The 12,816-nt window shown below is 52.1% G+C and carries 12 protein-coding genes; 2 read left to right on the forward strand and 10 right to left on the reverse strand.

Going from position 1 to position 12,816, the window contains the following annotated elements; all coding sequences use genetic code 11:
- Positions 1–9: 9 nt before the first annotated feature.
- Together RFF05_RS07450 and RFF05_RS07455 are read left to right on the forward strand one after the other, a co-directional pair.
- Entirely contained in the window at positions 10–156 is a 147-nt protein-coding gene (locus tag RFF05_RS07450) for a hypothetical protein (protein WP_409969733.1), read from the forward strand.
- Between the two features lie 164 nt (positions 157–320).
- The gene (locus tag RFF05_RS07455) at positions 321–1,829 is read left to right on the forward strand and encodes an S-layer homology domain-containing protein (protein ID WP_409969734.1); all 1,509 of its coding nucleotides are present in this window, start codon (positions 321–323) and stop codon (positions 1,827–1,829) included.
- Between the two features lie 917 nt (positions 1,830–2,746).
- Here RFF05_RS07455 and RFF05_RS07460 read toward each other — a convergent pair.
- The 10 genes from RFF05_RS07460 to RFF05_RS07505 all read right to left on the reverse strand — a co-directional run bounded on the left by RFF05_RS07460 (position 2,747) and on the right by RFF05_RS07505 (position 12,722).
- Positions 2,747–3,445, reverse strand: a complete 699-nt coding sequence (locus RFF05_RS07460; RefSeq protein WP_409969735.1) for a V-type ATP synthase subunit D — start codon at positions 3,443–3,445, stop codon at positions 2,747–2,749.
- 15 nt (positions 3,446–3,460) lie between these two features.
- The gene (locus RFF05_RS07465) at positions 3,461–4,840 is read right to left on the reverse strand and encodes a V-type ATP synthase subunit B (RefSeq protein ID WP_409969736.1); all 1,380 of its coding nucleotides are present in this window, start codon (positions 4,838–4,840) and stop codon (positions 3,461–3,463) included.
- A complete protein-coding gene (locus tag RFF05_RS07470; RefSeq protein WP_409969737.1) occupies positions 4,837–6,609 on the reverse strand; it encodes a V-type ATP synthase subunit A in 1,773 nt (590 codons plus the stop codon). The genes RFF05_RS07465 and RFF05_RS07470 overlap by 4 nt, the downstream gene beginning before the upstream one ends.
- Before the next feature lie 289 nt (positions 6,610–6,898).
- On the reverse strand, positions 6,899–7,216 hold the full coding sequence (locus RFF05_RS07475; RefSeq protein WP_409969738.1) for a V-type ATP synthase subunit F: 318 nt from the start codon (positions 7,214–7,216) through the stop codon (positions 6,899–6,901).
- A gap of 12 nt (positions 7,217–7,228) precedes the next feature.
- A complete protein-coding gene (locus RFF05_RS07480) occupies positions 7,229–8,221 on the reverse strand; it encodes a V-type ATPase subunit (protein ID WP_409969739.1) in 993 nt (330 codons plus the stop codon).
- A 24-nt stretch (positions 8,222–8,245) separates the two neighbouring features.
- Positions 8,246–8,830, reverse strand: coding sequence for a V-type ATP synthase subunit E (locus RFF05_RS07485; protein WP_409969740.1), 585 nt, complete (start codon positions 8,828–8,830; stop codon positions 8,246–8,248).
- 23 nt (positions 8,831–8,853) lie between these two features.
- The gene (locus tag RFF05_RS07490) at positions 8,854–9,348 is read right to left on the reverse strand and encodes a V-type ATP synthase subunit K (RefSeq protein ID WP_409969741.1); all 495 of its coding nucleotides are present in this window, start codon (positions 9,346–9,348) and stop codon (positions 8,854–8,856) included.
- Between the two features lie 34 nt (positions 9,349–9,382).
- Positions 9,383–11,293 (reverse strand): V-type ATP synthase subunit I, encoded by a 1,911-nt coding sequence (locus tag RFF05_RS07495; RefSeq protein WP_409969742.1) that lies wholly within the window; start codon positions 11,291–11,293, stop codon positions 9,383–9,385.
- 17 nt (positions 11,294–11,310) lie between these two features.
- The gene (locus RFF05_RS07500) at positions 11,311–11,625 is read right to left on the reverse strand and encodes a hypothetical protein (protein ID WP_409969743.1); all 315 of its coding nucleotides are present in this window, start codon (positions 11,623–11,625) and stop codon (positions 11,311–11,313) included.
- Positions 11,626–11,897: 272 nt separating this feature from the next.
- Positions 11,898–12,722, reverse strand: a complete 825-nt coding sequence (locus RFF05_RS07505; RefSeq protein WP_409969744.1) for a hypothetical protein — start codon at positions 12,720–12,722, stop codon at positions 11,898–11,900.
- Positions 12,723–12,816: the final 94 nt, after the last annotated feature.

Below are 12,816 nucleotides of genomic sequence, written 5' to 3' on the forward strand. Positions count from 1 at the left end.
ATGGCTACAATGAGCCCATACGTTTTTCCACATGGCTTCGCCATTGCTCTCGCTAGTAGCGAGAGCGCCCGTTGGGCGCGGAAAAAGCGTGACGACTTCTCTAAGGGGCGTACCGCCCCTCTGGGCTACGCCCAGCCCCTCTTGCGAGTGGTTTAGAGAATGGTATAATAACAATTTATTATATCACTATTTTTCCCAAAGGTAAAGGAGTTTTTTCGCTATTTCCACTGCGAAAACGCCCCTTCTCCATTTGACTTACTCCCATTTTTTTGATATACTACAACAATATCTGCTCACTTTTATCTCTTGGAGGATTGATTATGAAGCAAGCATTCCGTCGGTTCTGTTGCCTTTGCTTAACGGTGCTCACGCTCTGCACCATGGTGAATGCCCACAGCTTCACCGATGTACCCTCTGGCCACTGGGCCGAGGATTCTATTTCCCGTGGGGTGGAATTGGGACTCTTTAACGGCACCTCTACCGCCACCTTTGGCGTGGGACAGTCCATGACCCGCGGTGCTTTTGTGGTGCTTTTAGGTCGCTTGATGGACTGGGACACTGTCTCCTCCACCGCCCCCTCATACACCGATGTTGCCACCACCAGCTGGTGCTACAGCGCTGTAGAAACCGCCCTTGCCAATGAGGTCATCACCACCCAGTTCACCACCTTCCGCCCTGATGAATCTATCACCCGTGAGGAGATGGCGGTCATGCTGATTCGGGCGCTGGGCTACACCACCTTGGCTGGCTTGGTGCAAGATTTATCCCTTCCCTTCATCGATGTCCACACCAACCGTGGCTACATAGCCATGGCTTATGAAATCGGCTTGATGACTGGTACCACCGCCACCACCTTTGACCCCTCCGCCTACACCACCCGTGAACAAACAGCCGTCATTCTCATGCGGCTCTACGACAAGCTCAACACCCAACAAGAAACCTATGCCATCGTCAGCGATTTGACCGACACCGCCGCCTTGCAAAGCCAGAGCGTCATCGCCTTGTCTGTCGCTACCTTGAGCTCTGGTTCCACCCCACGCATCAACCCCCAAGCCTCCACCTCCAATCAGCAAGCCGCCATCGCCACCATCCACGAAAATGGGGGCACCGCCTTGCTATATCTCACAGGCACCGATGGTGCCATGCGAGGCTTGGTATCTGAGTCAGTGGACATCATTGTGGCCTATTTAGACACCGTTGGCTACGATGGCTTGTTTTTAGATGTGGCGGAATTGGGCAGCAAATACCGCACCTTCTATCTCCAGCTGGTGCAAGCCCTGCATGAATCTATGGGCGACGATGCCCCCCTCTTTGTCATGGCCGAAGCGCCCTCTTGGCATGGCACGGCCTATAACGGCTACGACTATGGCAGTTTAAGCCTAAACGTTGACCGTTTGGTGCTACGGATTGCCCCCTACACCGAAACCATTGACACCTTCTTAGTGGCACCTGTTGACCCCATTGAAGAGGTGTATTACGCATTGACACATCTGCCCTCCACCACCGATTTTTCCGCCGTATCTTTGCTGATTACCACCACTGCCAATGCGCGGACTGGTAATAGCGGTTACGACACCTTCACCGCCAGCGACGTGGCCTCCTATCTGGCTGACGCTGACACCCAAATTCGCACCTCTGAGCGCTACGACTGCGGATATTTGATGGGTGAATACGCCACTGGTTCTCGCACCCAAGATGTGGTGGCTTGGTATTTAAACGGTGAACAAGTGCTCTCTCGCACCCAACTGTGCGACCTGTTTGGCGTCACCGCCGTGGTGCTCAGCGATGGCCATTCCCTGTTGCCTGACGTAGTCGCCGCGCTAGGATAATTGATGATTATCTATAAAAACGTGCATCCCATTGATTGGGGTGCACGTTTTTTGATACCCTCTTTGGGGCTACCACTGTTGCACTGCTGCCGCAGGGGCTTTTTTTCCCACTCCCGTGGGGGCTGCTGCCGCAGGGGCGCCACTGCCGTGGGGGCTTTCTGCTGCCGCAGGGCCTTTCTGCTGCCGCAGGGCCTTTCTTTTGTAGAGATACAAAAGAAACAAAAAATCTTGCACGTGGCGGCTGACCACTTGTGGTCAGCCGTCTCACGTGCTCCCATTTTATACGGATGGTGCGTGTGAGTGGGTGTGGTGCTATTGGGTGGGTTTCTCACACCCGTTCGGCTTATCGTGTGGGATGCGCGAATCAACGCTGATTGCTGCCGCACATTTCTCGTACGATGACATGGGAACACGCATTTGAGGTGCCTTACAGCGTGGTATGTCCTTTGGGCATGACGATTTCCTTGTAGGGGCGACCTGTGGTCGCCCGTCTTACCCAACGCCACCAGCCTATACCGCCCATCAAAACCTAGGCACACCCAAGAAACCCCACCATTTCATTAAGCCATCCCAACAGGGCGAAGCCCGAAAGGATACTTCGTGTCAAATCAGGTCACTGGGTGCCGTTCAAAAAGCCCAAGCACCCCAGTGATGAGCCCCCGTAAAAGCCCCTTTTTTCACTCGACCACAGTCGTCGTGAAAAAATCGTTTTTTGATTCTTTTTGTCGATACAAAAAGAATGCCCCACCGGCAGGTGACCGCCCCGTAGGGGCAAAAACAACAATTCAGAGTGAATCGGAAAACGGACGCCCAATGGGCGCCCCTACGATGGGTCGGAGGGGAACGCCCGTCTGGCAAGACACCGCCCCGTAGGGGTAAAAAAAGACACATCCTGACGGATGTGTCTTTTTTACATATTATCCTTGTTTGGCAGCTGCCTTTTCCAGCATAGCCGCTGTGCGAGCTTGTTGCTCTTCAATGGCTTGCTTTAACAGCATATCCTTCACCTTCATCAGTCGTGTGGTGGTGGAACGGTCATTTTCATCCAGCTTCATGGCAATGTAGCGGATGGTTTCTTGGGTGTCGGGAATGACCACGTATTCCAGTGCGTTGACACGGCGACGGGTTTTTTCGATTTCTTCTGCCATCAGTTGGGCGGATTTTTCAATCTGCGCCAGTTTCAGCATTTTGCTAAACACACGACCCATGGCCTCCACGGCGGTGTCTAGCTCACCAGAGGTGGTGGCAAAACCGTAGGGGTAGATGTCGCTTTCAGACTGGGTTTTGGTTTGGAAATCATAGACAGGCACGTTGACGGACATGACGTTTTGATACGTCATGGTCAATGCCACGCTTTGTTTGGGATAGGCCAAGGCTTGCTCCAAGCTTTGGGAAGACATCAGCGCAGACGCCACAGCAAAAGAGCCATGGACTTGCATCAACTCTGCCTCCACCTCAACGCGTAAGGTTTTGACTTCACGGACGGTGTCTAAAAACCGCTTCATCAGCTCGTCACGTTTGTCTTTAAGCAATTTGTGTCCCCGACGGGCGGTAGACAGCTTCTTTTTCAGGCGGGTTAGCTCCATCCGAGTGGGGATGACGGCAATCATGGACATGGTATCCCCTCCTTCTTAGTCTTTGATGGGCCAGTATTTTGCAATCATATCAGGTTTGATACGTTTGAGCTCGCTCTTGGGCAAAATGGACAGCAATTCCCAACCCAAATCTAAGGTTTCTTCGATGGAACGGTTCACTTCGTAACCTTGAGAGACGTAACGGCTTTCAAACTCATCAGCAAACTTGGCATACAGCAAATCGATGGGAGTCAGGGCGGCTTCGCCCAAAATGGCCATCAATTCCTTGTTGTCCTTACCGATGGAGTAGGCAGCGAAGAGTTGGTTCATGGTGGAGGCGTGGTCTTCACGGGTTTTGCCTTCACCAGTACCCTTATCCTTCAAACGAGACAGGCTAGGCAACACGTCCACTGGGGGTTGCAGGCCTTGGCGATACAAACCACGGCTCAGAATAATCTGACCTTCGGTGATATAGCCAGTCAAGTCGGGGATGGGGTGGGTCTTGTCATCTTCGGGCATGGTCAAAATGGGAATCATGGTGATGGAACCATCTTTGCCCAGCTGACGACCAGCACGTTCGTACAAGGTAGCAAGGTCAGTGTACAGGTAGCCGGGGAAGCCACGACGACCGGGCACTTCCTTCTTAGCGGCAGACACTTCACGGAGTGCTTCTGCGTAGTTGGTGATGTCGGTCATGATGACCAACACGTGCATCCCCTTTTCAAAGGCCAAGTATTCAGCGGCAGTCAATGCCATACGAGGGGTGGAGATACGTTCAACAGCAGGGTCATTTGCCAAGTTGGAGAACAGCACGGTACGGTCAATAGCGCCAGTGCGGCGGAATTCGCTGACGAAGAATTCGGATTCTTCAAAGGTGATACCGATGGCGGCAAACACCACAGCGAAGTTAGAGGCTTCATCACCGCGCACACGGGCTTGACGGGCAATTTGTGCCGCCAAGTTTGCGTGAGGCAGACCAGAGCCAGAGAAGATGGGCAGTTTTTGCCCACGCACCAAGGTGTTCAGACCATCGATGGAAGAAACACCAGTTTGGATGAATTCGTTGGGGTAGTCACGGGCGGCAGGGTTCATAGGCAGACCGTTGATGTCACGGTATTCGTCAGCCAAGATGGCAGGGCCACCGTCGATGGGATGCCCCATGCCGTTGAACACGCGACCGAGCATATCGCCAGACACGCCCAATTGCAAAGGACGGCCTAAAAAGCGGACTTTGGAGCCAGCCAAGTTGATGCCTGCGGCAGAGTCGAACAACTGGACAACAGCGGTGTCGCCATTGACTTCCAGCACCTTGCCTTGACGGATAGTGCCGTCGGGCAATTCGATTTCTACCAATTCGTCAAAGGTAACCCCTTCAACTTGGGTTACCATCATAAGAGGGCCAGAAATTTCTTCTACGGTTTTGTATTCACGAATCATGCTTGCTCACCCTCCTTTTCAATGATTGCGGCAATTTGGGCTTCCATTTCAGCCACGATGGCAGGATATTCGGTGGGGTAATCTTCTTGTTCTACGCCCTTGGCACGGCCGATTTTTTCACGGGCTTCCACGGCGAACAGAGATTGGGCGCTAGCACCCTTAGAAATGGCGTCACGGCTCAAGTCATCATAACGCAAAATCATGCCCAGCATCAATTGTTGACGCTTATAATCAGAATAGCTATCTACGTCCACGAAGGCATTTTGTTGCAAGAAGTCTTCGCGGATCATACGAGCCACTTCCAAAGTCAATTGGTCGTTGGGAGACAGGGCATCCTTACCAACCAGTTGCACGATTTCGTTCAGGCTAGATTCGTTTTGCAAAATACCCATGGCACGGGTACGTTCTTTCAAGAACTCTTCGCCCAAGTTTTCGTCAAACCAAGGCTTCAAAGATTCCAGATACAAAGAATAGGAGCTGAGCCAGTTGATGGCTGGGAAGTGACGCTTGTAAGCCAGAGACGCATCCAGTGCCCAGAACACCTTGACGATACGCATGGTGGCTTGGCTGACAGGTTCGGACAAGTCACCGCCTGGGGGGGACACAGCGCCAACGGCAGTCAAGCTACCACGGCGACCTTCTGCGCCCAAGCAAGCCACAGAGCCAGCACGTTCGTAGAACTGAGCCAAACGGGAAGCCAAGTATGCAGGGTAGCCTTCTTCGCCGGGCATTTCTTCCAAACGACCAGACATTTCACGCAGAGCTTCTGCCCAGCGAGAGGTGGAGTCAGCGATGACAGCCACGTCGTAGCCCATGTCACGGAAGTATTCGGCAATGGTGATGCCAGTGTAAACAGAGGCTTCACGGGCGGCCACAGGCATATCGGAGGTGTTGGCAATCAGGACAGTACGCTTCATGAGAGATTCCCCAGTGCGAGGATCTTGCAGTTCGGGGAATTCACGCAAAACGTCGGTCATTTCGTTGCCACGTTCGCCACAGCCGATATAGACCACGATGTCCACGTCAGACCATTTTGCCAACTGATGTTGCACCACAGTTTTGCCAGAGCCGAAGGGGCCGGGCACTGCGGCGGTACCGCCCTTGGCGATGGGGAACATGGTGTCGATGATCCGTTGCCCAGAGGACAGGGGTTTCGTTGGGGGGTATTTGTGCTGATAGGGTCTGCCCACACGGACAGGCCACTTTTGCATCATAGGCAGGGTGATTTCCTTGCCGTCTGCGGTTTTCAAGGTGACGATGGGTTCTTCCACAGTGAAGCTACCGCTTTCAATTTTGGTGATGGTACCGCTGACTTTGGGGGGCACCATGACTTTATGGGTCACCACTTCGGTTTCGGGCACGGTACCCAAAATGTCGCCAGCAGAGACTACGTCGCCCACTTTGGCAGTGGCAGTGAAGTCCCATTTTTTATCATGGTCAATGGCGGCCACTTCTACGCCACGGGAAATGTTGTTGCCAACCTTTTCCACGATTTTTTGCAGAGGACGTTGAATGCCGTCATAGATACCAGAGATAATCCCTGGCCCCAATTCTACGCTCATAGGTGCGCCAGTGGTTTCCACCACGGCACCTGGGCCAAGGCCAGAGGTTTCTTCGTAGACTTGGATGGAGGCGCTATCGCCCTTCATATTTAGAATTTCGCCAATGAGACGTTGTGGGCCTACACGCACCACGTCGGACATATTGGCATCGGCCAATCCAGTGGCAACCACCAGAGGCCCAGAAACTTTTACAACTGTTCCGCTCAAAGTAACATCCCTTCTTTCATTTCATTCATGGGAACACCCATGGGAAGCGGGCGACCACAGGTCGCCCCTACAATTTATCCGTTTCCCATCCAGCAGATGGTCGCGGGGGACGGGCGACCACAGGTCGCCCCTACATTGGTCGTGCGAACACACGTCCAACCCCGCCCGCAGGCGGATAGTTTTTCACTCTTCGTTTTTAGTCTTGACCCTGCCGTTCCCCGCAAGTCACAGCGTATCCTGCGGTGGGGTCAAGACCCCACCCTACGTTGATGACCGCAGAGGAATTTAATCAAGTGATATCCGTGCCAACGGCACGTTCGATGGCGCGTTGGATGTTTTCACGTCCAATGCCAAGGCTGCCTTCCTTGCCGGGGATTAAAATAATGGCAGGACGGAGGGCATCTTTGTATTTGTTCAGCACCTCACCCAGTTGGGCGGCTAGGGTTTCTGTGAGATAAATAATGCCACAGTCTTCCTTGGCCAATTGGGCAATGGTGGTTTCTGCTTGGTGGAAGTCAGACACGGGATAGGTGGCAAGACCCAAGGCTTGGAAGCCCATAACAGAGTCCCAGTCACCCACCACGGCAATTTTATACGTTGTAGCCATGTGTCATCCTCCTTACAAACAGCTTGTGCGCAAACGGCTGGCAATGACGTCAGCAGGTAACCCTGCTCCACGCCCCAACAGCACAATACGCAAATTGAGATATTCGGTTTCTTTTGCCGCCAAATAGGCCAGCACCACAGATTCCCCAAAGGGAATCAGCTTGGTAAAGTCCCAATAGGCGCTCACCGCGTTGTCGCAGGCTTGTTCAAACCCAGTCATCACGCCACCTTTTAAGGCGGCAACACCAAGGTTTGCAGCAGTTTCCAAACCAGACGCTTGGTACAGCTCTTCTAAGCCAGCGCCACCGTTTTGGGCAATGGTCACCAACACGTCGCTATCCACGCTACCGCCAGCAAACAGTGCCTGTGCCAAAAACACAGGGGGCTTGCCCATCCGCACCGTACGCACCAAGGTGCGCAGGTTCACGGCGTCGATTTTCAGCTGTACATAGCGCACTAAGTCTTGGTTGCCCATGGTGCTTGCCAGTTCTGCCAGTTCCGCAAAATAGTAGCGGTCTAGCACCATGTCCCCTTGTTGGGGGTCACGGGTGGTGTCTAGCACTTGGGTGGCCTCTGCCACAGCTTGGGCAAAGCCAGAGGGCAAATCCCCATATTCGCCAGTTTCCACCGCCGCCACCAATGTGGCCACGGCAATTCGTCCCAAAGACGACAGCATCCGCGTGGCATCCTGCCCCATGGCGCGCGCCTTCAGAAGAGATTTTACATTGTGATAATCGTATTCAACGCTGAATACATCTAATAGACCCATCTGGGGCAGGCCGAAGGACAATGCCTCCACCGTATCCCCACGCATTTGTGCAATGGTTTGATCCATAGCCGTGGGATTGGTCACGTCAAAAGCAGGAATGCCCCACTCTTGCAGTAACTTTTCAACCCCTTGGTTGTCGCTGGCTTCCATCAATCGTTCCAATCGCTCTAGCGTGATGAGATGAGGCTCCATGGCACGAATTCTAGCAGAAAGTGCCACGTATTGGGTATCTTTCATGGGATAGTGCCTCCTTCTCACAGATTAGCCAAACAGTAGCTTTGCCACCTGACCGGCCCATTGACCACGCGCCAGACGCACCAAGGTTTCCACCGTGGCGTTGATTTCCATGGTTTTATCCACCAGAACAAAGCCGCCAGAGATGGCGCGCTCTTCTGCGGACAGGGTGAACCCACCCTTGGTTTGGGCATTGGCAGCAGCTAACACAGCCTCTGCCACAGCGCCCTTGTCTTTTTGGGCGAAAATCACAGCACCTTCCCCATTGGGAGCGGCTGCCACCAAGGCGTTTGCCAAAAAGGCAACATACTCGGCTTCATTCAAGTTCAAAATGGCTTGCTCTGCCTTGTCAAAGGCTTGTGCCACCATGTCTTGCTTGGCACCCAGAATGGCCTTGCGGCCTTCCATGTCGCTGGCACTTTCCATGCGACTGCCAAGGCTTTCCACCTCTTGGGCGGTGGCTTGGGTCATGGATGCTTCCAGCGCCTCAGCCTTAGCAGCATACTCAGCGGTGATGGCGTCAGCTTGGACTTGGGCTTGGGCAAGAATTCCAGAGATTTCTGCGGTTGCTTGGTCATCCAAGCGCTTTAGGATAGTGTCTAATCCATTCATAGTCAGTCCCCTTTCTATGGGGCTTAAGCGCTGATGTTGATGATCATCAGCATAGATGCCAACAAAGACAGAATTGCGTAGAATTCCACGGTGATGCACAGCACCATGCCCTTGGCCCAGTCATCGGGCTTCTTGGCCAGAATGTTGATGGAGCCAGCGGCCACACGGCCTTGTGCGATGGCAGAGAACAAACCGCCCAATGCCATGGGCAAGCAAGCTGCAAAGTATTGCATGCCTTGGATGACTTCCATGTTGTACAGGGAGCTGAAGCTACCGCCCAGCAGGCCCATGGAGTAGATAGCGAAGAACCACACCACCAGACCGTACAGGCCTTGGGTACCGGGGATAACTTGCAGAATCAAAACTTTACCGAACTTGCTGGGGTCTTGAGAGAGCAAACCTGTGCCAGCTTCACCAGCGCAACCAGTGCCCTTAGCGGAACCGATACCAGGCAGAACTGCTGCCAAACCTGCACCCAACAAGGCCAATGCTAGGCCACCCATATTTTCCAAAAACATAACTTATTCCTCCTAATTGTGTTGTTTAATGTGATTAGTTATTGTTGTCAATGTCTACATACTTTGTTTTGAACGACAGTGGTGCAAAGGCACGACCGCCGTCTTGATAAAACTTGCCGAAATATTCCAAGCACTGCAAACGCAGGTCATGAACGTAACAGCCCAGAAGGTTCAGCGCCAAGTTCAGCGCGTTGCCTGCAAAGGAGATGACCAAGAAGAAAATGATATTGCCGGGGATGGCGCCCAAGGTGTTAAACACCTGTGCGATGACGCTACCAGCCAACATCAGTGCCATCAGACGGGAGTAGGAGAGAATATCCCCAAAATACCCAGTGATGTGGTTGTACAGAGAACCGAAAATGGCAGTGACTTTGCCAATGCCTTTTTCTTTCCAGCCAGCGCCCACCAAAATCATCACGCCAGAGATATAAAGGACAATGTTGGTGATGCCCACAGCAGCCAAACCGCCGCCTAAGAACACCATCCACCAAGTGCCTTCTTCCCAGATGGCACCCATCACGTCGCCGTGCTTCACTTTATACACAAAGCTGACAGCCATACCAGTGATAATCTGCACCAGACCCAAGGCCATGGAGCCAATCAAAATCATCAGCGTGTCTTCTAGCGGTGTGAACAAAGCTGGCAGTGCGAAGGTGGAGTTGGGATTTAAAATCAATGCCAATTGGGTGAGGAAGTCTCCGAAGAAACCGCCTGTCAGCGCACCCACAAAGAAGGTGGACACGCCGCAAAGGCACATCAAGCCAGCCAAATGTTCCATGGTACCCGTGGGCTTGGCCTTCTTTAGAATGTAGCCACCCATCAGCATCATCACCAGACCGTATCCCATGTCCGCCATCATAATGCCGTAGAACAAAATGAAAAACGGCGCCATTAAGGGGTTGGGGTCAATGCCTTGGTAGGCTGGCAGAGAGTACATTTCGGTGACCATGTTCAAGGGTTTGGTGAACCAGTTGCTTTTCAGCTTCACTGGCACGGTTGCAAACTCTTCTTCCACAGGGTCGCTGGCTTCCCATGCACACCCGATGGATTCTAGGAACTGGCTCACAGCGGTGAGCTTTTCAGCTGGCACCCAACCTTGGAGCACCAACACCGTCTCGTCGCTGAGCAATTTGCCTTGCTCGGTGTCACGAGAAAGTTGGGTTTCCAGCCAGTCCACTTGTTGGCGCAGAGCCTGTGCTTGGGGGACTTGGTCAACGATGGTTTTCTCCGCCTCTGCCTTGGCGATGTCCGCTTGGGCAAGGCTTTGGTCAATGGCTTGGAGGTTGTCTTTCACCGTTCCCACACTGTCACCAAAGGTGACAAAGCTGGCGCTCAAGGGGCGTAGCACTTCATGCAAGGCTTCTTGCTCTGCTTTGAGATACAAGAACGTCCCGTACACTTGTTGCTTGTCTTGGCTCACCTCTTGGAACACCACAGGCAAGTCACCAAGGGCAACTTCCAGTGCGGTCAAATCGGTGCCGCTGGGCATCACCGCCATAGCATAAGCCACGTGGGTAGTGCCTGCAAACTCCAAAGGCGCTTCTAATGCTTCCCAAGGAAGCATTGCGCTTTTTCTCGTATGCAGGCGACTTACCTCTGCTTGCAACTGAGACAGTGTTTGCAATGCGCTGGTAATGGTTTGTTGACACGCCTTTGCCACAGGATTTTCTTTGGCAAAGCTGTCTGCCGTCACCGATGGACGGGCATCGAACATCCCCGTTTTCAACTCACCGTATCGCTCTAAGGCAATCAATGCAGTTTTGGTTTGGGAGAGTTCCGCGTTCCAATTATTTGATTTGGGTGTGTCAGCTTGGAACAAAGCCGACCACGCCACGTCGTCGTCTGTCACCGTGGGTGTGGACAATTCTACACAGCCAAGGGGGAGTAATCCCGCCAACAGCTGATCTTTATCCGCTTCCAGTCCAATGACTCGCAACTTTTTCATGGATACAATGGCCATACTTAGGGATTCACCACCTTTTTCACTACAAAGTCAACAGCTTGACCCATTTGTCCTTGGGCTTGGCTCACCAGAGCGTCCACCTGTCCTTGGGTATCTTTGGCCAGCGCCGCCGCCTTTTGTTCCGCCTGCACCTTGGCATCCGCCAACGCTTCTTTCCGTTGGGTCAAGCATTGGGCTTCTAGGGCTTGCAATCGCGCCGCCCCATCTTGTTGCGCTTGTGCCACCACGGCTTTGGATTGCGCCACCGCTTGGGCTTTTTTCGCCACATTGGCCTCCTCCGCTTGGGTTACCTGTAGCATAGGAGTTTGAGACATACATTCACCTTCTTCCTAAAGAGCATCTTTCGCATTTTAAATTACTATATAGTATACTCTTTTTATTGTTATTTGCAATAGCTCACCTTGGAAAATTTCGTCTTTTTCAGGATTTTTTTGGTAAGTTATACAAATAACAATCTTTTCCTTTATATAATATAGCAAAATTCTTTCTATTTGTCAAACAAAACTCACCTAATAAAACGCAAGAAACGAGCTATTTTGTATTTTGCACAAAATAGCTCGTTTTTATTTGTATAAATCGCCAAGATTTAAGCTTCTTGCTCAATAGTGTCCTCTTCCTCGACGTCTTCTGGGGGCACAGGATTCACAGTGGCCTCTAATGTCTCTAGCAGACCGCCCATTTCTTTCAAGGCTTTTGGCATTTGCATCAAACCCATTTCGATTCTCCGCAATTCTCCCATCACCACAGGGCCGCTGGCTACAAAGGATTGGTTGATCACTTGGTACATCTTCTCTATCACAGCCACCTCTTGTCGCAATTGCTCACGAACAGAGGTTTCCAAGGCTTCTAGTTCTCCATGGGTGGCCTCTTCCAAGGCACTCAATTCTGCTTTGGTGGTGGCGCTCATGGTTTCTAACTCTTGGGTCACCGCTTCTTTTTGAGCAGACAATTCCTGTTGACTTTGGGTTTCCCAAGCAGCCGTCTTGTCTTGACTTTCTCTCACCAAAGAATCGGCGCGTTCTTTGGCCTCCCCTTCAATGGTGGCGATGTGTTGTTTAAACCGCGCATAGGCTTGGGCTTCTTCTTGCACAGCCGTCAGCTCTTGTTCCAAACGACTTTGCACTTGAGCAGATGCCTCGGTTTGAGCTTCTAACTTTTCTTCCAATTGTGCCACTTGACCTTGAACTTGCGTAAAGGCCTCTTCCTTGGATGCCAATTGCCCTTCCAAGTCTGCTTGGGTGGTTGCCCAGTCTTCTTGGGCTTGGGCATAGTCCATTTGCAGTTGCTTCATCTCTTGTGCCAAAGCACGTTGGGCTTGGGTTGCTTCTGCGGAAAACTTTTCAATATACGCCACTACGTCAGCTTTTTCAAAGCCCCCAAACATAGCAGTTTTAAACACGGTGTTTTCCATAGGATATCCCTTCTTTCTCTCATTTAATACATATTAAATATATTGTAGCACAATCAAAATAAAATAACAACAAGTACAGTTGCATTTCATCAAA

It is taken from the genome of Bengtsoniella intestinalis, from assembly GCF_039719005.1.
Taxonomy (GTDB): Bacteria; Bacillota; Clostridia; order Oscillospirales; family Oscillospiraceae; genus Oscillibacter; species Oscillibacter intestinalis.

Bases quoted from the DNA above. Each gene is read 5' to 3' on its own strand.
- RFF05_RS07455 (WP_409969734.1), top strand. From the start codon at position 321: ATGAAGCAAGCATTCCGTCGGTTCTGTTGCCTTTGCTTAACGGTGCTC.
- RFF05_RS07465 (WP_409969736.1), bottom strand. From the start codon at position 4,840: ATGATTCGTGAATACAAAACCGTAGAAGAAATTTCTGGCCCTCTTATG.
- RFF05_RS07460 (WP_409969735.1), bottom strand. From the start codon at position 3,445: ATGTCCATGATTGCCGTCATCCCCACTCGGATGGAGCTAACCCGCCTG.
- RFF05_RS07490 (WP_409969741.1), bottom strand. From the start codon at position 9,348: ATGTTTTTGGAAAATATGGGTGGCCTAGCATTGGCCTTGTTGGGTGCA.
- RFF05_RS07500 (WP_409969743.1), bottom strand. From the start codon at position 11,625: ATGTCTCAAACTCCTATGCTACAGGTAACCCAAGCGGAGGAGGCCAAT.
- RFF05_RS07450 (WP_409969733.1), top strand. From the start codon at position 10: ATGAGCCCATACGTTTTTCCACATGGCTTCGCCATTGCTCTCGCTAGT.
- RFF05_RS07495 (WP_409969742.1), bottom strand. From the start codon at position 11,293: ATGAAAAAGTTGCGAGTCATTGGACTGGAAGCGGATAAAGATCAGCTG.
- RFF05_RS07480 (WP_409969739.1), bottom strand. From the start codon at position 8,221: ATGAAAGATACCCAATACGTGGCACTTTCTGCTAGAATTCGTGCCATG.
- RFF05_RS07505 (WP_409969744.1), bottom strand. From the start codon at position 12,722: ATGGAAAACACCGTGTTTAAAACTGCTATGTTTGGGGGCTTTGAAAAA.
- RFF05_RS07475 (WP_409969738.1), bottom strand. From the start codon at position 7,216: ATGGCTACAACGTATAAAATTGCCGTGGTGGGTGACTGGGACTCTGTT.
- RFF05_RS07485 (WP_409969740.1), bottom strand. From the start codon at position 8,830: ATGAATGGATTAGACACTATCCTAAAGCGCTTGGATGACCAAGCAACC.